At 66.6% G+C, this 20,465-nt stretch carries 23 protein-coding genes and 3 tRNA genes; all 26 read right to left on the reverse strand.

What is annotated here, in order from left to right:
• Window positions 1–494: 494 nt before the first annotated feature.
• Window positions 495–1,427 carry a hypothetical protein gene (locus G4X40_RS03270; protein ID WP_277830126.1) on the reverse strand — a complete coding sequence of 311 codons (933 nt, stop codon included), beginning with the start codon at window positions 1,425–1,427 and terminating at the stop codon, window positions 495–497.
• A gap of 51 nt (window positions 1,428–1,478) precedes the next feature.
• On the reverse strand, window positions 1,479–2,201 hold the full coding sequence (locus tag G4X40_RS03275) for a hypothetical protein (RefSeq protein WP_277830128.1): 723 nt from the start codon (window positions 2,199–2,201) through the stop codon (window positions 1,479–1,481).
• 55 nt (window positions 2,202–2,256) lie between these two features.
• Window positions 2,257–3,504, reverse strand: coding sequence for an MCE family protein (locus G4X40_RS03280; RefSeq protein ID WP_277830129.1), 1,248 nt, complete (start codon window positions 3,502–3,504; stop codon window positions 2,257–2,259).
• Window positions 3,501–4,796 carry an MCE family protein gene (locus G4X40_RS03285; protein WP_277830130.1) on the reverse strand — a complete coding sequence of 432 codons (1,296 nt, stop codon included), beginning with the start codon at window positions 4,794–4,796 and terminating at the stop codon, window positions 3,501–3,503. The genes G4X40_RS03280 and G4X40_RS03285 overlap by 4 nt, the downstream gene beginning before the upstream one ends.
• Window positions 4,793–6,043, reverse strand: coding sequence for an MCE family protein (locus G4X40_RS03290; protein WP_277830131.1), 1,251 nt, complete (start codon window positions 6,041–6,043; stop codon window positions 4,793–4,795). The genes G4X40_RS03285 and G4X40_RS03290 overlap by 4 nt, the downstream gene beginning before the upstream one ends.
• Window positions 6,044–6,046: 3 nt before the next feature.
• On the reverse strand, window positions 6,047–7,042 hold the full coding sequence (locus G4X40_RS03295; RefSeq protein WP_277830132.1) for an MCE family protein: 996 nt from the start codon (window positions 7,040–7,042) through the stop codon (window positions 6,047–6,049).
• The gene (locus tag G4X40_RS03300; protein ID WP_277830134.1) at window positions 7,042–8,133 is read right to left on the reverse strand and encodes an MCE family protein; all 1,092 of its coding nucleotides are present in this window, start codon (window positions 8,131–8,133) and stop codon (window positions 7,042–7,044) included. Before G4X40_RS03300 ends, G4X40_RS03295 begins: the two co-directional genes overlap by 1 nt.
• On the reverse strand, window positions 8,130–9,452 hold the full coding sequence (locus G4X40_RS03305) for an MCE family protein (RefSeq protein ID WP_277830135.1): 1,323 nt from the start codon (window positions 9,450–9,452) through the stop codon (window positions 8,130–8,132). Before G4X40_RS03305 ends, G4X40_RS03300 begins: the two co-directional genes overlap by 4 nt.
• Window positions 9,453–10,310: an MlaE family ABC transporter permease gene (locus tag G4X40_RS03310; RefSeq protein WP_277830136.1), complete on the reverse strand. Its 858-nt coding sequence runs from the start codon at window positions 10,308–10,310 to the stop codon at window positions 9,453–9,455.
• Between the two features lie 3 nt (window positions 10,311–10,313).
• Window positions 10,314–11,024 carry an MlaE family ABC transporter permease gene (locus G4X40_RS03315; protein WP_408642103.1) on the reverse strand — a complete coding sequence of 237 codons (711 nt, stop codon included), beginning with the start codon at window positions 11,022–11,024 and terminating at the stop codon, window positions 10,314–10,316.
• Between the two features lie 110 nt (window positions 11,025–11,134).
• Window positions 11,135–12,178: an ABC transporter ATP-binding protein gene (locus G4X40_RS03320; protein ID WP_277831237.1), complete on the reverse strand. Its 1,044-nt coding sequence runs from the start codon at window positions 12,176–12,178 to the stop codon at window positions 11,135–11,137.
• 239 nt (window positions 12,179–12,417) lie between these two features.
• A complete protein-coding gene (gene rplL, locus G4X40_RS03325) occupies window positions 12,418–12,804 on the reverse strand; it encodes a 50S ribosomal protein L7/L12 (protein ID WP_277830137.1) in 387 nt (128 codons plus the stop codon).
• Between the two features lie 112 nt (window positions 12,805–12,916).
• Window positions 12,917–13,453, reverse strand: coding sequence for a 50S ribosomal protein L10 (gene rplJ, locus G4X40_RS03330; RefSeq protein WP_277830138.1), 537 nt, complete (start codon window positions 13,451–13,453; stop codon window positions 12,917–12,919).
• A gap of 300 nt (window positions 13,454–13,753) precedes the next feature.
• Window positions 13,754–14,296: a hypothetical protein gene (locus tag G4X40_RS03335; RefSeq protein WP_277830139.1), complete on the reverse strand. Its 543-nt coding sequence runs from the start codon at window positions 14,294–14,296 to the stop codon at window positions 13,754–13,756.
• Between the two features lie 115 nt (window positions 14,297–14,411).
• Window positions 14,412–15,125 carry a 50S ribosomal protein L1 gene (gene rplA / locus G4X40_RS03340; RefSeq protein WP_277830140.1) on the reverse strand — a complete coding sequence of 238 codons (714 nt, stop codon included), beginning with the start codon at window positions 15,123–15,125 and terminating at the stop codon, window positions 14,412–14,414.
• Between the two features lie 99 nt (window positions 15,126–15,224).
• Window positions 15,225–15,659 (reverse strand): 50S ribosomal protein L11, encoded by a 435-nt coding sequence (rplK, locus tag G4X40_RS03345; RefSeq protein WP_277830141.1) that lies wholly within the window; start codon window positions 15,657–15,659, stop codon window positions 15,225–15,227.
• 67 nt (window positions 15,660–15,726) lie between these two features.
• Window positions 15,727–16,575, reverse strand: a complete 849-nt coding sequence (gene nusG, locus G4X40_RS03350) for a transcription termination/antitermination protein NusG (protein ID WP_277830142.1) — start codon at window positions 16,573–16,575, stop codon at window positions 15,727–15,729.
• Window positions 16,576–16,630: 55 nt separating this feature from the next.
• Complete coding sequence (gene secE, locus G4X40_RS03355; protein ID WP_277830143.1) at window positions 16,631–17,065, reverse strand: preprotein translocase subunit SecE; 435 nt, start codon at window positions 17,063–17,065, stop codon at window positions 16,631–16,633.
• A gap of 44 nt (window positions 17,066–17,109) precedes the next feature.
• Window positions 17,110–17,182: transfer RNA gene (locus G4X40_RS03360), tRNA-Trp, on the reverse strand.
• Window positions 17,183–17,336: 154 nt separating this feature from the next.
• Complete coding sequence (gene hadB / locus G4X40_RS03365) at window positions 17,337–17,765, reverse strand: (3R)-hydroxyacyl-ACP dehydratase subunit HadB (RefSeq protein WP_277830144.1); 429 nt, start codon at window positions 17,763–17,765, stop codon at window positions 17,337–17,339.
• Window positions 17,765–18,211: a (3R)-hydroxyacyl-ACP dehydratase subunit HadA gene (hadA, locus tag G4X40_RS03370; RefSeq protein ID WP_277831239.1), complete on the reverse strand. Its 447-nt coding sequence runs from the start codon at window positions 18,209–18,211 to the stop codon at window positions 17,765–17,767. The genes hadB and hadA overlap by 1 nt, the downstream gene beginning before the upstream one ends.
• Before the next feature lie 85 nt (window positions 18,212–18,296).
• On the reverse strand, window positions 18,297–18,461 hold the full coding sequence (rpmG, locus tag G4X40_RS03375) for a 50S ribosomal protein L33 (protein ID WP_277830145.1): 165 nt from the start codon (window positions 18,459–18,461) through the stop codon (window positions 18,297–18,299).
• 100 nt (window positions 18,462–18,561) lie between these two features.
• Window positions 18,562–18,634, reverse strand: a tRNA-Met gene (locus G4X40_RS03380).
• A 38-nt stretch (window positions 18,635–18,672) separates the two neighbouring features.
• Window positions 18,673–18,745, reverse strand: a tRNA-Thr gene (locus G4X40_RS03385).
• Window positions 18,746–18,921: 176 nt separating this feature from the next.
• Window positions 18,922–19,755, reverse strand: a complete 834-nt coding sequence (locus G4X40_RS03390) for an alpha/beta fold hydrolase (protein ID WP_277830146.1) — start codon at window positions 19,753–19,755, stop codon at window positions 18,922–18,924.
• Complete coding sequence (locus tag G4X40_RS03395; protein WP_277830147.1) at window positions 19,752–20,342, reverse strand: alpha/beta fold hydrolase; 591 nt, start codon at window positions 20,340–20,342, stop codon at window positions 19,752–19,754. The genes G4X40_RS03390 and G4X40_RS03395 overlap by 4 nt, the downstream gene beginning before the upstream one ends.
• Window positions 20,343–20,465 lie beyond the last annotated feature (123 nt).

Genomic DNA, 20,465 nt, shown 5'->3' on the forward strand with positions numbered 1-20,465 from the left:
CACGCGGGCCCGCTCCCCCAGCTGTTCCGAAGAAGCCGACCGCCGCTGTATCTGCTTGGTGTTCTATGCGGAGTCCGCTGGTAGCAACCCGAACGAGTCCTCGGCACAGACCCAACAGACGACGAAGTCTTCGGGCCAGACGACACAGGGTGGACAGGAGGCAGCCAGCGCAACGTCCAACGATAGAGGAAATATCCGCTGGTGTCGAGTCTGCACGGCAAACTGCACCCGAGCGGGCCGAAAGAAAACCGCGCCGACGCCCTTCGAGGGGCGGCGCCTGTTTCTCAACAACGCCTCAAGCCTGACTCCGCAATATGAGCAGGGCTCGCATGTCCAGGCACAAGAGTGACCTGTGAAGCGGCGAACGTCAAGACCGCGCGCCGATGGGCGGCACGCGAGATCCGGGAATCCCGCCGGTCCGGGCCGATTCGGGTCGATTCACCCAAGAGATCACGGGCGAACAGGCCAGATCGGACCGCTCCCGGCCTCGCCGATCAGAGTTGTTGCAGGCCGGTGACGGTCCACTTGTCGGCCGAGCGCTGCAGGTTGACCAGCAGCGGCACCTGCGCCCCCTGCCCCGTCACGCCGTCGTTCGACGAGGTCACGTTCAGGATCATCTCCACCTGGGCCAGGTCGCCCTCGAGCATCTTGACGCCGATGTTGCCCTGATCGACCGTGGCGTCGACATGGGACTTGTCCTGCTTGATGGCATCGCTGCTCGGCGCGAAGAACTTGTTGTACTGGTCCATCATCGCCGGAGTGATGTCGCCCTTGATCTCGCCGGCGTGCTGGTCGATGGTCTTGTAGTCGTAAGAGAAGATCTTCTGCACGATCGTCTTCGCCGACGCGGTGACCTGGGTGGTGGTCGCGTCGTCGATGTAGGCGACGTTGTCCACCTTGGCCGGCTGCTTCCACGCGACCACACCCGCGAACGCGCCGAACACCACGGCGATCGCCAGCAGCGCGGCCACCAGCGGCCACCCGGCCCGCGGACGGGGGACGCGGCGGCGACGACGGGCCGGGACGACTTCCTCAGCCGACTCCTCCGGCACGGCCTGCGCGGCCTCGGGCACTGCGGCCTCAAGGGCCGGGGTCTCGGACGCGGGGGTCTCGGGCACCGCAGCCTCAGGTGCCGAGACCGCCGGCGCGGGGGCCTCAGGTGCCGCGGCTTCGGATGTGGACGCCCCCGGCACCTCCTTGGCGAAGGACACCGTGGGTCTTTCACCGGCAGTCTGTTCGGTATCGCGTTGCTCGGCCGCCGCGGCCTCGGGTGCGGCTGACTCAGGAGCCTGCGGCTCGGGCGTGGTCGCCTCGGCGTGCTCCGGGGTCGCGTCGGCGGCCCGATTCACCTGGGCTGCGCCGGCGATCTTGGGGCGGCGGGCGGCGGGCCGGGCCGCAGTGGGCGGCTTACGACGAATCGGGGGCATGACGGTCCTTACTTCTCGGCCTCGGGCGTGGGCGGCGGGGATTCCGTGCGGCTAGTTGCCGTCGGCCGGCGCCGGAGCGGGCTGCGGTGCGGGCGCCGTGGGCGATCCGCCGTCGACGCCCTGGAACAGCAGCTTGGCGTCGGAGGCCTTCCAGGTGTCGCCGACCTTCTTCATGGTCAGGTGCATGCCGATCCTGACGATCTTCGGCTGCTGGTCCTTCGAGGTCTGGGTCTGCACGACGAACGCCATCGCCTCGGCGGTGCCCGCGTCGTGGTCGAAGGACGTGATCACCGCATCGCTGACCTTGGCGCTGGTCGATACGCCACGGGCCTCGGTCACCTTCTCCAGCTGATCCTTGCTCTGCTTGAAGTTGTCCTCGAGCGCGCCGGTGGACGAGGACAGGATGTCGGCGATGGTCTTGTCCATGTGCGCCGAGTCCACGGTGTTGAGGTTGATCGCCGCCTGGCGGGCATCGATCAGCGCCTGGTCACGATCGTCGGCCTTCGACTTCACCGCGGACGCGTTGTAGATCCAGATCCCGCCGTACACCGCCGCGGCGACCACTGCCGCCAGCGCCAGCACCGCGGACGCCACGATCGCCGGCTTGAGCAGCCGCGACCGGCCGGCGGCCACGTCTGCCGCGACCGGCGTCTCGACACCCGGCGTCTCGGCTGCTGCGGGATCCGGGGTCACTGCCGGGTCGGCACTCCCCGGATCGGCGTTCACGCCAGCCTTACCGGCGTCATCGGTCCCGTCGGGTGTCTGCTGGGTCACGAAATCATCCTACTTGTCGGTAACAGACCGATCGGTCTGTGGCGCCGTCGTCAGGCTAGCGGGTGGTGATGCCCATCAGCGTGGCGAGTTGGGTCGCGATCGGCGTCAGGTTCAGCTTTTCCGGGTCCACCTTGGGCTTGTTGTCCCACGGCTGCGGGGTGTCCGGGTCGACCAGTACGGCGTTCTGCGAGCCGCGGACGGCGGTCGGGTTGCCCTCCGGCACCGCGCAGTGCGCGTCCAGGTTCACCGGGAACTCGTCGCGGTTCGGGTCGAAGTTCGGGTTCTTCGCCTTCATCTCCGCCAGGATCTTCTGCGAGCCTTCATAGCCGCGGGTGCAGGCCACCGGATTGTTCGTCTCGAGGACCAGACCCATGTGGATCGTGCCGTCACCCGGTGCGATCGCGGGCGCGGCCGCACCGAGTGCAGGCAGGGCGGCGAGCAGCACCCGCAGGCCGATGCTGGTCCGGTTGAAGACATCCGCGATCGGCGCGGTGTTGCGCAGCAGCGTCGTCACGTCCCGGCCGCTGGTGTTGACCAGGTCTCCGACCTGATCACTCGCCGGCTTGCCGTTGTCGATCAACCGGCGGATGTCCGGATCCGACGACTTGAGCTGCGCGGTGATGTCCTTCAGATCGTGGCTGAACTGCTCGATCGCCGACGACTGGTCCGACTGGGTCTGCAGCACCGGATTGCTGTCTGCGATCAACGCCGAGGTCTGCGGCAGGTTGTCGAACCCGGCCTGGCTCAGGTTGTCCACCGAATCCACCAGCGACTGCAGGTTCTGTCCCTGCCCGTTGAACGCCTTGCCCAACTCCGTGAACGCCGTGTGCAACGAATCGACCGGCACCGACTTGACCAGCGCGGTCACATTCGCGAACAGGTCCTGCACCGGCACCGGCGTCGAGGTCTTGTTCTGCGCGATCACCGACCCGTCGGTCAGATACGGGCCCTTGTCGGTGCTCGGCTGCAGATCCACGAACTGCTCACCGATCGCCGAGCGATCCGCCACCACCGCCCGTGAGGACGCGGGGATCTTCGGGCCGCCGGTGTCGAGCAGCAACTGCACCTGCAGGCCTGTCGGCGTCAGCGACAGATCACCCACCCGGCCCACGGGCACGCCACGATAGGTGACCTCCGCGTTCTGGAAGATGCCGCCCGACGACGCCAACTCCAGGTTCACCGTGTATTGCCCGAACCCCAGCATGTTCGGCAGCCGAACATACTTCGCACCCACATACACGATGCCCAGGACCGCGATCAGCACGAACACGACGATCTGCGTCTTGACCAGTTTCGACGTCATCGGCGATTACCCCCAACAGCCGGCGGGACGGGGATCAGGGCGAACGGGTTGGGCAACACGGGCTTGGCACCCGGTTTACCCTTCGCGGGCCGAGCCTGCGGCGGAGCCGGCGGTGCGGCGTTCAGCGGCGGCGGCAGCAGGGACACCGTCGGCCAGCCACCGCGGGGCCCGTTGCCGTTGATGTACGGGTTGGTCGGGTCGACCGGGACGTTGTGCGGACCGTACGGCTTGACGTACACCGGCTTGCGCTCGCCGACACCGAGGTTCGACAACATCTGTCCGATCCGCAGGTCCAGCGAGAGGAACACGTTCGCGGACTGACCGTGGATGGCGGGCAGGATCTCGTCGGGGATCGGGAAGGTGGGCAGGATCGGCAGCGCGGCGATCAGGTCCGGCGAGGATGCCGCCAGCGCCTGCACCGTCGGGCGCAGCGCCCGCAGATCGGCGATCAGGTTGTCACGCGACTTGGTGATCACGTCGGTGCCCACCTGGCCGAGCCGATCGAGCTGCTTGAGCATCGCGATGAACTGCGGTTCCTGCGCGTTGAGGACCTCGATGCCCTTCGGCAGTTCGTCGAGCGCCTTGCCAATCTCCTCACGCTGCCCGTTGACGGTGTTGGTGAGCACACCGAGCCCGTCGAGCGCCTTCGTGATGTCGTCGCGCTGCTGGTTGATGCCGTCGATCAGCTTGTCGGTCCGCTCGAGCAGGCTCCGGACGGTCGCCTCGCGACCGCCGAGCGCCTTGTTGAGCTCCTGCACGATCGGCTGCACCTGCGCGAAACCGCCGCCGTTGAGCAGCAACGACAGCGCACCCAGCACCTCTTCGAGCTGCACGCTGCGTCCCGTGCGGGTGAGCGGGATCATGTCACCCGAGGCGAGCTTGGTCGTCGCCGGCGCCGAGGTCGGCGGATCCAGTTCGACGTACTTCTCGCCGAGCAGGTTGGTCATCTTCACCGCGGCGGTCGAGTTCTCCGGCAGATCCACGTCGTTGCGCAGCGTCATCTTGACCCGCGCCGACCAGCCGTCGGGTGCGAGATCGATCGAGTCGACCTTACCCACCGGGACGCCGTTGACCTTCACCAACGACTGCGGAACCAGATCCAGCACGTCCGAGAAGTCGGCGGTCAGCGTCATCGGGTTGCTGCCGGTGTTCGGCCCACCGGGCAGCGGCAGGCTGTAGATCCCCTGCGAGCCACAACCCGAGGCCGTCACCGCGACCACACAGAGACCGGCGACCGCAACGAGACGGCGCGGCGATGCGAACACCGACCGGACCCGATCGAACCCGCTCACCGGCCACCTCCCTGGGTTCCGAAACCGGGCTGCAGCCGCGGCGACGGGGTGCCCGGCACCGTGCCCGGAACCGGGTTGCGCTGCTGGTTGTCACCGCTCATGATGCCGAACGGCAGATTCAGCGTCGGCGTCTTGATACCCGCGGTGATCTGGTTGGCGATCGTCGAGCAGTTGTCGATCAGCGGCGCCATCTGACGGCTCAGCGCATCGAACTGCGGATCGCCCGGCATCAGCTTGCCGAGGTCCAACATCTTGCAGAGGGCGCCGAGGGGATTCTGCAATTCGGGGATGTTCACGCGCATCTGGAGGGTGGCGGAATCCGGGTCGTACGCGTTGATCAGGTTCGCGATCGCCAACGGCAGGTCTTCGAGCGACTCCGCGAGCTGCGCCTTGTTCTTGGCGATGGTTCCGGTGACCGAGGCCAGACCGTTGACGTTCGACTCCAGCTTCTGCTTGTTGTCACCGACGAATCGCGCGACGTCGCCGAGCGCGTACGACAGCTGCTGCACCGCCTGGGCCAGGTCCTGGCGCTCACCGTCTAGGAAGCCACTGAACTGCGCCATCTGGTCGTTGAACTGACGAACCTGCTGGTCGTTGGCCGCCAGCGCACTGACGAAGGTCTGCAGGTTACGGACCGTGGAAAAGATGTCGCCCCGCGAGTCGGACAGGGTCCGCGCGGCCGCCGACAGCTTCGTGATGGTCTCGGCCAGTGTCTCGCCGTTGCCGTTGAGGTTCGCCGCGGCCGTGTTGACCAGATTCGACAATGCGCCGTCCTTGTTCACCCCGTCGGGCCCGAGTGCCTTCGAGATGTCGGACACGCTCTTGTAGAGCTGGTCGACCTCGACCGGCGTGGCGGTGCGGTCGAGCGGGATCGTCGCCGTCTCACCCATCTTCGGGCCGCCGCTGTAGGCGGGGGTGAGCTGGATGAAGCGGTCCGGCACCACCGACGGGGTGATCTGCACGGCCTTGACCTGCGCCGGGATGTCGATGCCACCGTCGACCGACATCACCACCTTGACCTGCGTCCCCTGCGGGGTGACCGAGTCGACCTTACCGACCTCCACCCCGAGGATCTTCACGTCCGAACCCGGGTAGATGGCGACCGACCGTTCGAAGTACGCGGTGATGACCGTGCTCGCCGGGCGCAGCAGCACCCACCACACCGCGGCGCCGACGATGAGTACGAGCGCGAGGAACAGTGAGAACAGGCCGATCTGTCGGCGCGAGAACTTGGCGAAGACACTCATACGTCAGTTCCCTCCCAGGTCACGGATCGGCGGACGGTTGCCGGGGATCTGCGGCAGCGCCGGCGGGGTCAGGTTCGTGACCGTGGTGTCCCACCAGCGGCCCGTGCCCAGCGAGTTGTTGAACAGGCGGTAGAACGGGGCGCCGTAGACCATCGCCTTGTCGATGTTGGCCTGGTTCTTCTTCAGGATGTCGACCACGCCCTGCAACTGGGTCAGCGCCGGGCCGATCTGCTGCTCGTTGTCCTTGACCAGCCCACTCAATTGCTGCGAGAGGTGCTCGGTCCCGGTCAGCAGCGCCGAGATGGAACGCTGACGGTTGTTCAGCTCGTCGAGGAGCTGACCGCCCTTGTCCAGCAGGTCGACGAACTCCTTGTTCCGATCGGCCAGGATCTTGCTGGTGTCGGTGGTCGCGGCGAACAGCTTGCGCAGGTCCGCGTCGCGGCTCGCCACGGTGTTCGACAACCGGGTGATGCCGGTGAGGGCGTCGTGGATGTCGGCCGGGGTGCCGGCGAACGAGTCGGACAGCACCTGGAAGCTCTGCGCCAGCTGCGCGGTGTCGAGCTTGTCGAGGCTCTTGGATGCATCCGAGAAGGCCTCGATCACGTCGTACGGCGACGTGGTGTGGTTCAGCGGGATCGGATCGCTCGAGTCGAGCAGCGAAGTTCCCTGCGGATCCAACGCGAGGTACTTGTCGCCGAGGATCGTCTTGATCTGGATGGAGGCACGGGTCTGGTCGCCGATCCAGGTGTCCTGCACCCGGAACGAGACCAGCACTTTGTTCCCGTCCAGGCTCACGGACTCGACGTTGCCGACCTTCACTCCCGCGACCCGGACCTCGCTGCCCTTCTTCAGGCCCGCGGCCTCGCTGAACTCGGCCTTGTAGGTCGGACCCGCGCCGATGAACGGCAGGGTCTTGAACGAGAAGGCGGCCAGCGTCGCGATGAGGATGATGAAGATCCCCAGCACGCCCGTCATCAACGGCTTACGGCGTTTCACCATCAGTTGGTACCCCCAGCCGCATTTCCGTCGGCCGTGCAGCGCGAGGACGCGAACGTCCAGATCGGCTGGTTGACGGTCGGCAGCCCCGTCGGCAGGTTCAGGTGCGGCGACGAGCCGGGACCGGCCACGATGTCGATACCGCACAGATAGAACTGGAACCAGGACCCGAACATCGCGGTGCGGTCGAGTGCCTCGTACTTCTTCGGCAGCGTCGCGAGCACCTTGTTCACCGCGTCGCTCTCCTTGTTGATCTCGGTGGAGAGCCCGTTGATCCCGGCGATGGTGCCCTGGATGGACGGCCGCGTCGGATCGAGCAGCCCGGCGGTCGCGGTCGTCAGATCGGCCAGGTTCGTCACCGCAGAACCGATCGTCGCCTTGTCCGCGGCCAGCCCGTCGACCAGGTGCTGGGTGTTGACGATCAGCGAGCTCAGCTCGTCGCCCCGCTTGTTCACCGTGGCCAGGATGTTGTTGAGGTTGGTGATCACCTCACCGATCACCTTGTCCTTGTCGGCGACCGTGTTCGTCAGCGTCGCGGTGTTGTCGACCAGGTCCGCGATCGAGCCGCCCTCGCCCTGGAACACCTGGACGATCTCATAAGACAGCTTGTTCACGTCCTCCGGCTGCAGGGTCTGGAACAGCGGCCGGAACCCGTTGAACAGGGTGGTCAGGTTCAGCGCGGGACGGGTCTGGCTCAGCGGCATGGTCGACCCCACCGCGAGCTTGCGCCCCTGCTCCCCCGGCCCCTCGGACAGCGAGATGTAGCGCTGGCCGATGAGGTTGCGGTACTTGATCGTCGCGATGGTGCTGGCCGGCAGCCAGGACCGGCCGCTGACCGCGAACTGGACCTCCGCCTCGTTGTGGTTGACGACCTTGATGGCCGTCACCTGGCCGACGCGGACACCCGCGATACGCACGTCGTCACCGATGTTCAGCGACGTCACGTCGCTGAACATCGCGTTGTAGCGCTGACCCGACCCGCCGCCGATGTTGGCGATGGTGGCGGCGAGGACCCCGGTGAGCAGGACCGTGACGACCGCGAAGATGATCAGTTTCGTCAGGGGCCCGGCAAGGCCGCGGAACTGAGACTTCACTTCACCGTCACCTCATTTCCTCTCAGCGCGGGGGCGGCCATCAGCGTGGTCCAGCCCGGTACATCCTGCGGGGCGGTGCCGGTCGCGGCACCGTAGATCCCGGCCAGCGTCTTCTGCTCGGCCTGCGAGCCGGCATAGCCGACCTGCGGGACCAGCGAGTACTGCGGGTTCGGCGGGAACAGCGTCGGCGCGTTCGGATCCGGATGGCGGGTCGGCGGCTGGTACGAGCCGTCGTTGAGGGTGCCATCCGGGATCGGGTACTTCTCGCCGGGCTGAGCGGTGCGGTAGCACTTGGCGATGCGGGTGTCGAAGAGCCGCGGCTCGTCCTGGCTCGGGATGTAGCGTCCGCGGGGGTTGACGATCTCCAGCGACACCCGGATCCCCGGGTACTTGTTGCCGTAGCCGACGATCGACTTGGCCTTCTTCTCGACGTCCGCGAAGTCCTTGAAGGTGCACCCGAACGCCGGCGAGGCCTGCGCGAGCACGTTCAGCGGATCCTTCAGGTCGGCTGCGACCTGGATGATCGTGTCGTGGTTGACCTGCAGCAGATCGGACGTGCTGGCGGCGGTCCCGGTGATCGAGGCCATCAGCGCCTTGATGTCGTTCTGCTTGCTGACCACGGTGCCGCTGGTCGTGCGCAGGTTGTCCAGTGCGTCGACGAGATCGGGGGCCGCCTTCGAGTAGGTCTGCGAGAACGTCGCCAGACCCTGCAGGTCCGCCTTGATGTCCGGCAGCTGGTCGTCGAACCGGCCGACGACCGTGTTCAGCTGGTCCAGCGCGTGGCCGATCTTCTCGCCGCGCCCGGTCAGCGCCTGGTTGATGGCGCCGAGCGTACTGGCCAGGTCCTGCGGCGGCACGGCCTGCAGGATCGGCAGCAGGTTGTCGAACATCTGGGACAGTTCGACCGCGTTGCCGCTCTTGTCCTGGTAGATCGTGTCGCCGTTGCTGAGCGTGCCCTTCGGGCTCTCCGGAATCTGCAGCGAGACGTAGCGCTCACCGAACAGCGTCTTCGGCAGCAGTCGCGCGGTGGCGTTCGCCGGGATGAGCTTGGCGTCCTCGGGCTTGATGGCGAGGTGCAGATGCACCTGGTCGCCACTGGCCTCGAAGCTGCGGACCTCCCCGACGAGCATCCCCCGGACCTTGACGTCCGCGTTCTTCGGCAGCGCGTTGCCGGCGCTGTCGGTGATCAGGTCGACCTTCACCACCGGGGTGAAAACCTTGTTGTACTGCATCAGCGTGACTGCGACGAAACCGATGACGATCGCGAAGAACAGCAGCCCCAGCAACCGGCGTCGGACGACCGCGGCGGTGTTGTGCATCTATCCCCCCACGTGAATGGTCGTCGTGGTACCCCAGATCGCCAGACTGAGGAAGAAGTCCAGGATCGCGATCGTCACGATCGCCGTGCGCACCGCACGGCCGACGGCCACACCCACGCCGGCGGGTCCGCCGGAGGCGTTGAAGCCGTAGTAGCAGTGGATCAGGATGATCACGAAGGCGAACACCAACACCTTGCCGAATGACCACAGCACGTCGGTGGGTACCAAGAACAGACTGAAGTAATGGTCGTACGACCCTGTCGACTGGCCGTTGGCGATCGTGTTGATCTCCCGGGACGCCAGGTACGCCGCGAGCAGGCCGACGATGTACAGCGGGATCACCGCGACGAAGCCGGCGATCATCCGGGTGGTGACCAGGAACGGCAGGCTCGGCACGGCCATGACCTCGAGCGCGTCGATCTCCTCCGAGATCCGCATGGCGCCGAGCTGGGCGGTGAAACCACACCCGACGGTCGCCGACAGACCCAGGGCCGCGATGATCGGCGCCAGCTCGCGGGTGTTGATGTACGCCGACAGGAAGCCGGTGAGCACCGATGCGCCCAGTTGATCGAGCGACGCGTAACCGGCCAGGCCGACGACGACACCGACGAACAGCGACATCATTGCGATGACGCCGACGGTGCCGGCGATGACGGCGAGGCCGCCGCTGCCGAAGGACACCTCGGCGAGCAGCCGGATCAGTTCCTTGTGGTAGCGCCGCAGGGTCCGCGGCGTCCATGCGATCGCCCGGCCGTAGAACGACATCTGGTCGCCGGCCTTGTCCAGCGCGACCAGCGGCGCATTGACGATCCGCTTCGCGCGGACGGCCAGTTGGCCGTGCTCCTTCGCGATCGTCATCGACTAGGCCCCCTTTGGCGGAACGATTTGCAGGTAGACCATCGTCAAGATGATGTTCGCGAAGAACAGCAGCAGGAAGGTGATGACCACCGCCTGGTTGACCGCGTCCCCCACGCCCTTCGGTCCACCCTTGGGGTTGAGCCCCTTGTATGCGGCGATGACCGCCGCGATCACCCCGAAGACCGCGGCCTTGATCTCACCGATCCAGATGTCCGGCAGCTGCGCCAGGGCGGAGAACGACGCCAGGTACGAGCCGGGCGTGCCGCCCTGCGCGATGACGTTGAAGACGTAACCGCCCGCGACGCCGACGACGCTGACCATGCCGTTGAGCAGGATCGCGACCAGCACCATGCCCAGCACACGCGGCACCACCAGGCGCTGGATCGGGTTGATGCCCAGCACCTCCATCGCGTCGATCTCCTCGCGGATGGTGCGCGACCCCAGGTCCGCCGCGACAGCAGAGCCGCCGGCGCCGGCCACCAGCAGGGCCACGACCATGGGGCTGGCCTGCTGGATCACCGCCACGACACTGGCCGCACCGGTGAACGACTCCGCTCCGATCTGGCGGATCAGGTTGCCGGTCTGCAGTGACACGACAGCACCGAACGGAATCGCCACCAGGATGGTCGGCAGGATCGTGACGCTGGCGATGAACCAGGACTGCAACACGAACTCGCGGAACTGGAACGGACGCCTGAAGATGTTTCGTGCCACGTCGACGAAGATCTGAACGATCAGACCGGCCTGTGTGAGGCCGGAGTTGACCGCCGACGAGACGGTGGAAAGAGCGCGACTGCTAGAAGATGTTCCCGACGCTGTCCGACTCACCCAATTCTCCCGGTCGAAGACTGTCCATTCTCTGGGTCTACGACTGGGATCACTTGGGTGGGCTGATCACTGTTCAAGCTCTCGAGAATCGCCTCTTGAGCCTCTGGCGGCAGCGTGTGGAGGATCTCTCGCACTCGCGCCTGCCTGCGTCCTACGGCTTGACGGACGGGCATGCCCGGCGTCGCCTGCATCTGCGGCACGACGCCGTAGACCTCGTGCGAGCCGTCGTGGTGACCGGCTTCCTTCATGGCCAACTCGGCGGCCATCTGCGCGTCGTCCTTCTCCTCCGACATGCCGATGGGGCCGATCTTGCTGCCGTTGAGGAACTGCTTGACCACCGGTTCGTCGCTGGTGAGCAGCACCTCACGCGGGCCGAACATGACCAGGCGCTTACGGAAGAGCATGCCCAGGTTGTCCGGCACCGTGCGGGCCAGGTTGATGTTGTGCGTGACGATGAGGATCGTCGCGTCGATCTGCGCGTTGATGTCGATCAACAACTGCGCCAGGTAGGTGGTACGGACCGGGTCGAGACCGGAGTCGGGCTCGTCGACCAGGATGATCTCGGGGTCCAGCACGAGCGCCCGGGCCAGGCCGGCTCGCTTGCGCATACCACCGGAGATCTCACCGGGGAGCTTGTTCTCGGCGCCGAGCAGACCATTGAGCTCGAGCTTCTCCATGACGATCTTGCGGATCTCGGACTCAGACTTCTTGGTGTGCTCACGCAGCGGGAAGGCCACGTTGTCGTACAGGTCCATGGAGCCGAAGAGGGCGCCGTCCTGGAACAGGACGCCGAACATCTGCCGCACCTCGTAGAGCTCCTTGGCGGAGCACTGGAGGATGTCGGTCCCGTCGATGATGATCTTGCCCTCTTCGGGCCGCAGCAGACCGATCAGCGACTTCAGGAACACCGACTTGCCGGTACCCGAGGGTCCGAGCAGCGCGCTCACCTCGCCGGCCGGGAGGGTCAGAGTGACATCCTGCCAGATCTTTTGCGAACCAAAGGACTTGCTCAGCCCCTCGACTGCAACTTCGACTCCCACATTGACCTCCCACGCCTCAGTCACACCGCACCCACCGGTGTGGGCTGCAACCCATCCACCAGTGTGGGTTGGGTCACTGTATCGCAAAGTCCCTGGTATGCGAAATACCGACACTACTCAGCGGTAAGTTAGTGTGGCACGGCCCCGAAAACGACGAACGGGCGACCCCCAGAGGGGGTCGCCCGTTCACCGAACGTCCTTGCACCGTAGTGCTTTCGACGTCTTCGACCGAGTCGGAATTACTTGACCGAGACGCTCGCGCCGGCCTCTTCCAGCTTGGCCTTGGCGGCGTCGGCGGCGTCCTTGTCGACCTTCTCCAGGATCGGCTTGGGGGCGCCCTCGACGAGGTCCTTGGCCTCCTTCAGGCCGAGGCCCGAAACCAGCTCGCGGACGACCTTGATGACCTGGATCTTCTTGTCGCCGGCACCCTCGAGGATGACGTCGAACTCGTCCTGCTCCTCAGCGGCAGCGGCGGCGGCCGGGGCGGCACCCGCGGCGGCGACGGCAACCGGAGCGGCAGCGGTGACCTCGAAGGTCTCCTCGAACGCCTTCACGAACTCCGAGAGCTCGAGCAGGGTGAGCTCCTTGAACTGGTCGAGCAGTTCTTCGGTGCTGAGCTTCGCCATGGTGGCGGTCCTTCCTGTAAGTCCCATGTCGCTGATCCGCGACGGGGTGTGGTGGTGGTGTTACGTGATACGCAGGGTCGCCAGACGGGATGTCCCGCGCCCCTCGTGCGGATCAGCCCTCGGCTGCGGAACCTTCCGCGGCCTTCTTGTCCTGCAGCGCAGCGGCCAGGCGGGCCATCTGCGACGCAGGAGCGTTGAACAGGCCGGCTGCCTTCGCCAGGTTGCCCTTCATCGCGCCGGCGAGCTTGGCCAACAGCACCTCGCGGGACTCGAGGTCCGCGATCTTGTTGACCTGGTCCACGGACAGCGGTGCGCCGTCCATGTACCCGCCCTTGATGACGAGAGCCTTGTTGTCCTTGGCGAAGTTCTTCAGCGCCTTCGCCGCATCGACCGGCTCGCCCTTGATGAACGCAATGGCGGTCGGACCGACGAACAACTCGTCCAGGCCCTCGACGCCCGCCTCTGCAGCGGCACGCTTGACGAGGGTGTTCTTGGCGACGGAGTAGCTGGCGCTCGCGCCGAGTGCACGACGCAACTCGGTGAGGGCGGTGACCGAGAGTCCCCGGTACTCGGTGATCACGGCTGCGTTCGAGCTGTTGAACTGCTCGGTGATCTCCGCAACTGCCGTAACCTTCTCGGACTTTGCCATACTTCGCCTCCTCTCTTCTTCAGAGTCCGCGACATGCAAAACGCCCCGGCGCAGGGCGCACGGGGCGTAACCGAGAAGCCGTACCCACACCGGCGAACCGGAATCGGACAGGCCTCCCCTACCTCGTCCTCCTGCGTGGGCCGCCGGGCACATCCCGGACCTTCGCCCGCTGCCGGAACCGGCAACGGTGACCAACGGTCTTCGGTGGAACTTCGATCGGGTCGAACTTCGCGGACCAGACTACGCGATGACCTCAGCGTTTGCCAAAACGGGGCGAGGCGGCGGCGGCCGGCGGGGCGGTCAGCCTCGGTCCCGGCGCCCGAATCCGGGGATCGGCGGCATCCCGGGCACCCGGCTCGCGAGGTCACGCAGCGACTCCGCTGCCACCGTCAACGGGGCGACCGCCGCGGTCAGCGCGCCCGTCGCATGGTCGAGCTGCCGGATCGGCTCGTCGAGCAGATCCAGGCTCGGCGTCAGCTGCGCCAGCGCTCCGCTCACGTCGACCAAGCGGTCCAGGACTCCGCCCTCCGCGACCAACTGGTCGAGCAGCCCGTCCTCGGCCAGCAGTCGCTCGAGCGGGCCGCCCGGCTTCAGCGCCCGGTCGAGGGGGCCGAGGACGGCTGTGAGTTGGACCAGCACGTCGCCCTCGGCCAGCAACCTGTCGAGCGTGCCGCCGGGCGCGAGCGCCTGACCGAGCGGTCGGTCCTCGTCGGTCAGATCCGCCAACCGGTAGACCACCCTGATCGGTCCGCCCGGCGCGACCAACCGCGCCACGCCGATCGATGCCTGGGTATATGCGATGCCGGCCCGCAGCGGCAGGGTGATCAGCTCGAACAAGCCCATGCGCCGACCCTACGGGTGCCGGGAGGACGACGAAGGCCGACACGGACTGATCCGTGTCGGCCTTCGTCGTCGAAGCGATGTCCCGACGTGTGCGCCGGCATGGTGCGGAGTGTGCTTACTCCGCGTCCTCGAGCAGGTTGCGGGTGCGGTTCGGGTCCACCGGGATGCCCGGTCCGGTGGTCGTCGAGATCGTCACCTTCTTGACGTAACGGCCCTTCGCCGACGACGGCTTCGCACGCAGGATCTCGTCCAGCGCGGCGCCGTAGTTCTCTACCAGCTTGGCGTCGTCGAAGGACGCCTTGCCGATCACGAAGTGCAGGTTCGCCTGCTTGTCGACGCGGAAGTTGATCTTGCCGCCCTTGATGTCCGCCACGGCCTTGGCCACGTCGGTGGTCACGGTGCCGGTCTTCGGGTTCGGCATCAGGCCACGCGGTCCGAGGACACGCGCGATGCGGCCGACCTTGGCCATCTGGTCCGGGGTGGCGATCGCGGCATCGAAGTCCAGCCAGCCGCCCTGGATCCGCTCGATCAGGTCCTCGGCGCCGACCGCGTCCGCGCCGGCGGCCTCGGCCTCGGAGGCCTTCTCGCCCGCGGCGAACACGATCACGCGGGCGGTCTTACCGGTGCCGTGCGGGAGGTTGACGGTGCCGCGCACCATCTGGTCCGCCTTGCGGGGATCGACACCCAGACGCACCGCGACCTCGACGGTCGCGTCCATCTTGGTCGAGGAGGTGTCCTTGGCCAGCTTGGCGGCCTGGAGCGGGCTGTAGAGCTTGGTCGCGTCGACCTTCTCGGCGGCGGCGAGGTATGCCTTGCTGCGCTTTGCCATGTTGTTCTGTCCTAACTAATGGTTCAGAGGTGGTTGTCGGGCCTGGCCGGCCCTCCCACGGTGGTGTCCTGACGTACGCGGCGACGCGCGACGTGAGGATCAGTCCTGGACGGTGATCCCCATCGAACGCGCGGTGCCAGCGATGATCTTCGCGGCGGCGTCGATGTCGTTCGCGTTGAGGTCCTCCTGCTTGACCTTCGCGATCTCCTTGACCTGGTCCATGGTCACAGTGGCGACCTTGGTCTTGTGCGGCTCGCCGGAGCCCTTCGGCACACCGGCGGCCTTGAGCAGCAGCCGAGCGGCGGGCGGGGTCTTCAGCTTGAAGTCGAAGGAGCGATCTTCGTAGACCGTGATCTCGACCGGCACCACATTGCCGCGCTGCGACTCGGTCGCGGCGTTGTAGGCCTTGCAGAACTCCATGATGTTCACGCCGTGCTGACCGAGCGCCGGACCCACGGGCGGCGCAGGGTTGGCCTGGCCGGCCTGGATCTGGAGCTTGATGAGCCCAGCGATCTTCTTCTTCTTCGGGGGCATCTGTATTCCTAGCTTCGTGTCCCGGATCTGACACCGGGATGTGGTGTTACTTCGGGTGCGGACCCACTCAGATCTTCGACACCTGAGTGAAGCCGAGTTCGACCGGCGTCTCGCGGCCGAAGATCGAGACGAGGACCTTGAGCTTCTGCTGCTCGGCGTTGACCTCGCTGATGCTGGCCGGCAGCGTGGCGAACGCGCCGTCCATGATCGTCACGGACTCTCCGACCTCGAAGTCCACCTCGATGGTCGGCTTGGCCGCGGTCTCCGTGAGCGCCGCACCGGCCGCCTTGGCGGCGGGCTTGCGCTGCTCACCCTGCGGGAGCAGGAACTTGACGACCTCGTTGATCGTCAGCGGCGACGGCTTCGACGTCGCCCCGACGAACCCGGTCACGCCGGGCGTGTTGCGCACGGCTCCCCAGGACTCGTCGTTGAGTTCCATCCGGACCAGGATGTAACCGGGCAGCACCTTGCGGTTGACCAGCTTGCGCTGCCCGTTCTTGATCTCGGTGACCTCTTCGGTCGGCACCTCGACCTGGAAGATGTAATCGCCGACGTCCAGGTTCTGGACGCGGGTCTCGAGGTTGGTCTTGACCTTGTTCTCGTAGCCGGCGTACGAGTGGATCACGTACCACTCGCCGACCTGGCGACGCAGCTCCGCCTTCAGCGCGGCAACCGGGTCGACCTCTTCCTCGGCTTCGCCGGCGTCACCGTCGGCTGCTTCCTCGGCGACCACTGCCTCGTCGGCCTCGGCACTGTCCGCTTCGGTGACCTCGGAATCGGAGCCCTCGGCCTGGGCGTCGTCCACGGCCGGTGCCTCGTCGGCCGCAGCGTCGCTCCCGGTCTCGGCCTCGTCAGTCATGGCTGCCACATTCTCTTCGGCTGCCGAGTCGTCGGCGTCGTCCTCGTGGGTGCTCACTGCGGCACTCGCTTCCTCTCGTCGTCACGGATGGGATTCACGGGGCGCCCCACCGTCAGCCGAACAACCACATGACGCCCTTGGCGAATCCGATGTCCAGACCCGCCACGAGCGCCACGATGAACGCCATGAAGATCACCACCACGATCGTGTAGGTGATCATCTGCTGCTTGTTCGGCCAGATGACCTTCTTCAGTTCGGCGACAACCTCGCGCAGGTACTTGATGACCCGCTTGAGCAGATTGCCCTGACCGGACTGCTTGGTCTTCTTCGGCTTCTTCCCGCCCCCGGACTTCTTCGGCTTCTCCGCGGAGGAGCCGGCAGTCTCGGGATCGGACTCGATGGTCGCCGCGGCGGACCTGGAACGGGCACCCGAACGCTTGCCGGAAGGACGGGAGGATCCGGCGAGTCCGCTCGAGCCGGCGGCGTCGTCGGACGTCGTTGCCGCCTCAGCCGAGTCGGCGGTGTCCCGCTCGCGCTCGTCGCTCACCGTGTTCCTCTCGTTCGCCGGCCACCAGTGCCTGACATCTGGTGCAGGGGCGACAGGACTTGAACCTGCAACCTGCGGTTTTGGAGACCGCTGCTCTGCCAGTTGAGCTACGCCCCTTTGGTCGGTGCACCTTGCGGAACGCCCGACCACTGAAGTCACACACGACGCGCTACCCGATCACGGGCAGCGCGTTACGCCGGAGTAACCCCAGAAATCTCAGTGTACTTCACGGTCCGACTCTCACCCAATCGGGCAGGTCGGGCCGATCCGATCACGCCAGCTTTGCCACGGCCGTGGCACGGCCGAAGATCTTTCTTCCGCCGGATCGCGCGGTGATCACGATGACGGCGGTCTTGTCCTGCGGGTCCAACGATTTCACCTTGCCGGAGAAGTCGACCGACCCGCCCGCTTCGTCGTCCGGCACGTAGACCGGGCTGGTGAAGCGGACGTTGTACTCGAGCACGGAACCCGGGTCGCCGAGCCAGTCGGTGACGAAGCCGGCCCCCAGGCCCATGGTGAGCATGCCGTGCGCGACGACTTCCTGCAAACCGACCTTCGCGACCACGGAGTCGCTCCAGTGGATCGGGTTCTCGTCGCCCGACACTCCCGCATACTGCACCAGGTCACCGCGCGTGAGCTGCACGGTGCGTTCGGGCAGTTCCTGACCGACCACGACGTCGTCGAACTTGAGGAGCCCCATCAGCCGATCCCCTCCACATCGATGTCGGCCCGGTAGATGAGGGTCGTGTAGGTGGTGAGCACGAGTTCTTCGTCCTGGTCGCGGACGATGTTCTTGGTGACGATGATGTCCGCACCGGCCATCTGCCGAACCGAGTCGATGTACACGTCGCACACGAGCCGGTCGCCGACCTCGACCGGCCGGTGGAACACGAGGCGCTGATCGGTCTGCATCACGTGACGCAGGTCCAGACCGGCCGCCTTGTCCTCGAACAGCCGGCGCTGCGCGAGCATCCCGACGATGGAGATGAACGTCAGCGGCGCGATCAGGCCGTCGTAGCCGAGGTCTTTGGCGGCCACCTCGTCGTGGTGGGCCGGGTGCGTGTCCTTGACGGCCCGCGCGTACTCGCGGACCTTCTCGCGACCGACCTCGTAGTAGTCGTCCACCCGATAGTGGGTGCCGACCATGCTTTGATCGAATACCACGCCCAGAACCTACCCGTCACGTGAGAAAACGCGGTAGCGAGGATTCGCTACCGCGTTGGAGGACGTATCAGCGAGACTCGCGGTGCGCCCGGTGGGTTCCGCAGTTCGGGCAGAACTTCTTCAGCTCGAGGCGGTCGGGGTCGTTACGGCGGTTCTTGCGAGTGATGTAGTTGCGGTGCTTGCATACCTCGCAGGCCAGCGTGATCTTCGGGCGAACGTCGGTGGCGGCCACGGGATGCCTTCCTTCGGGTCGAGCTGATTGCGGTCGAAGCGTGCGACCTTCTCACCCTCGGTGATCCGGCCGGACGTCTCGTTCGGTCATTTGTGTTGTGTAGCGATGGCCGGACTTGAACCGGCGACACAACGATTATGAGTCGTTTGCTCTACCAACTGAGCTACACCGCCTTGTCGGCCGACGGCCGCTGGGACCGTCGAATCCAGCGAGCCCCCTAACGGAATCGAACCGTTGACCTTTTCCTTACCATGGAAACGCTCTACCGACTGAGCTAAGGGGGCATGCTCGCTGCGCACCTTTGTTCTCCCGATACTCGAACCGGGAGTCCGTTCGTTGCGCTCAAGCCCCCAGAAGGTTACACACTTCCGGGCGCACACGCCAAACCGACTGGTCAGACATGGAAAACAACCAATTCACGACAGCTTCGGCAAGGGCCGGCACGTGGCCCCGGAACCGGTCACCCGGCCACAGACAGGTCCGGCAGCAAGCGGCCCAGCACCGTGGACATGACCGCCCCGAAACGGTCGGGATTGCCGATCAGCCAGCCGTGGCACCCCGGCACGTGGTGAACGTGCGGGTTACCCAGTGCCGCCCGCAGCTGCTCGAAGCTGGCACGCGGGATGAAGGTGTCACCCTTGCTCCACACGACCCCCACCGGCAGTCCCCGGCGCGCCAAGACGTCGAGTTCGTAGCGGAGGTCTGCCGTGCGCGCCAGCCGCGAGATCTGCCAGACCTCCACGGGGTTCCGCAGCGCGTTGGCCATCGTGTCGGTGGCGATGGCGGCGAGAGCCGACAGCGGCGGACGGGTGGCGACCGCATCCGAGAGCGCCGCCGCACCCCATCCCCACAGCGGCCGCTCGCGCAGCGGCCGGTGGTCGCCGCTCCGAGAGGACCAGACACCGCCGCCGACCGAGTTCACCAGCACCAGCCGGCGGATCCGCTCGGAGCGTTCGAACGCGGCACGGATCGCGACACCGCCGCCGAAGGAGTGCCCGACCAACGTGAGCGGCTCGTCGATGCCCTGGTCGTCGAGGAACCGGTGCACCCAACGTGCGTAGCCGGCGATGTTGCGCTGCGCGTTCGGCAACGCGTCGGTGCCGCCGAAGCCGGGCAGCGCCGGCGCGTAAACCCGCAGCCCCTGCGCGGCCAGGCGCCGCAGCGCGCCCCGATAGGTGTGGTGGGTGAGACCGAACCCGTGCAGGAACAGCGCGGGCGGACCGGACCCGACGACACCGAACGACACGGAGTGACCGTTGTCAGCCCGGTCGTACCAGCGCTCCCCGAGACTCATCCGGACACCCCGGCCGGTTCGGCCAGCACGGTCCGCAGGGCGAAGCCGAACGAGGCCGGCCGCTCGATCGGCCAGTCGTGCGATCCCGGGACCGTGAACGTCGCGGCACCGCCCAGCGCGCCACGCACCGTCCGGTACCCGGCGCCCGGATCGAACTCGCCGTCACGACCCCACAGCACCGCCACGGGAAGGCTCCGCGCAACCGATTCCGCGAGCCCTGCGGCCGCGTCGGCCTCGGACACCACGGCGTCGATCAGCAGCAGCTTCGTGACCTGCCCCGGCCGCCGACTCGCCACCGCGGCCGCGACCGCGCCGCCGCGACCGTGCCCGGCCAACACGACCGACTCGGCGAGGTCGTCGAGGAACCGCTCGAGGTCGGCGATCGCCTCGTCGAGGTCCTCGGACAGGCGGTCGGGGGTGAACACACGCTGCCCGTGATCCGACAGCCTGGCGACCGCGCGGTCGTAGTCGCCGCGGGTGCGGTACAGATCCGGCAGCAGCACCATCGCCGGTCGGTCGCTCGCAGGTCCGGCACCCTCCCAGCGCAGCGCGGCGGAGGGGGCGAGGCGGAGTTGGAGTTCGGGCATGAAGTGACCTCTGCGTTCTGCGGGGCCGCCATCGGGCGGCGCGGTCTTCGACGAGTTCATCGTCGTCGCGTGAACTCCGCCACACCACGGCAGAACTACGTGGTCACCTACCCGTATATACCC

Origin of the sequence: Speluncibacter jeojiensis, assembly GCF_029589495.1 — a bacterium.
GTDB lineage: Bacteria > Actinomycetota > Actinomycetes > Mycobacteriales > Mycobacteriaceae > Speluncibacter > Speluncibacter jeojiensis.

Excerpts from the sequence above, each read along its gene's own strand:
- G4X40_RS03295 (WP_277830132.1), bottom strand. The coding sequence starts at position 7,042 with ATGGTGAAACGCCGTAAGCCGTTGATGACGGGCGTGCTGGGGATCTTC.
- hadB (WP_277830144.1), bottom strand. The coding sequence starts at position 17,765 with ATGGGGCTCCTCAAGTTCGACGACGTCGTGGTCGGTCAGGAACTGCCC.
- G4X40_RS03305 (WP_277830135.1), bottom strand. The coding sequence starts at position 9,452 with ATGCACAACACCGCCGCGGTCGTCCGACGCCGGTTGCTGGGGCTGCTG.
- G4X40_RS03290 (WP_277830131.1), bottom strand. The coding sequence starts at position 6,043 with ATGAGTGTCTTCGCCAAGTTCTCGCGCCGACAGATCGGCCTGTTCTCA.
- rplA (WP_277830140.1), bottom strand. The coding sequence starts at position 15,125 with ATGGCAAAGCGCAGCAAGGCATACCTCGCCGCCGCCGAGAAGGTCGAC.
- G4X40_RS03395 (WP_277830147.1), bottom strand. The coding sequence starts at position 20,342 with ATGCCCGAACTCCAACTCCGCCTCGCCCCCTCCGCCGCGCTGCGCTGG.
- rplL (WP_277830137.1), bottom strand. The coding sequence starts at position 12,804 with ATGGCGAAGCTCAGCACCGAAGAACTGCTCGACCAGTTCAAGGAGCTC.
- rplJ (WP_277830138.1), bottom strand. The coding sequence starts at position 13,453 with ATGGCAAAGTCCGAGAAGGTTACGGCAGTTGCGGAGATCACCGAGCAG.
- G4X40_RS03390 (WP_277830146.1), bottom strand. The coding sequence starts at position 19,755 with ATGAGTCTCGGGGAGCGCTGGTACGACCGGGCTGACAACGGTCACTCC.
- G4X40_RS03280 (WP_277830129.1), bottom strand. The coding sequence starts at position 3,504 with ATGACGTCGAAACTGGTCAAGACGCAGATCGTCGTGTTCGTGCTGATC.
- G4X40_RS03335 (WP_277830139.1), bottom strand. The coding sequence starts at position 14,296 with ATGGGCTTGTTCGAGCTGATCACCCTGCCGCTGCGGGCCGGCATCGCA.
- G4X40_RS03270 (WP_277830126.1), bottom strand. The coding sequence starts at position 1,427 with ATGCCCCCGATTCGTCGTAAGCCGCCCACTGCGGCCCGGCCCGCCGCC.
- rplK (WP_277830141.1), bottom strand. The coding sequence starts at position 15,659 with ATGCCCCCGAAGAAGAAGAAGATCGCTGGGCTCATCAAGCTCCAGATC.
- G4X40_RS03310 (WP_277830136.1), bottom strand. The coding sequence starts at position 10,310 with ATGACGATCGCGAAGGAGCACGGCCAACTGGCCGTCCGCGCGAAGCGG.
- hadA (WP_277831239.1), bottom strand. The coding sequence starts at position 18,211 with ATGGTCGGCACCCACTATCGGGTGGACGACTACTACGAGGTCGGTCGC.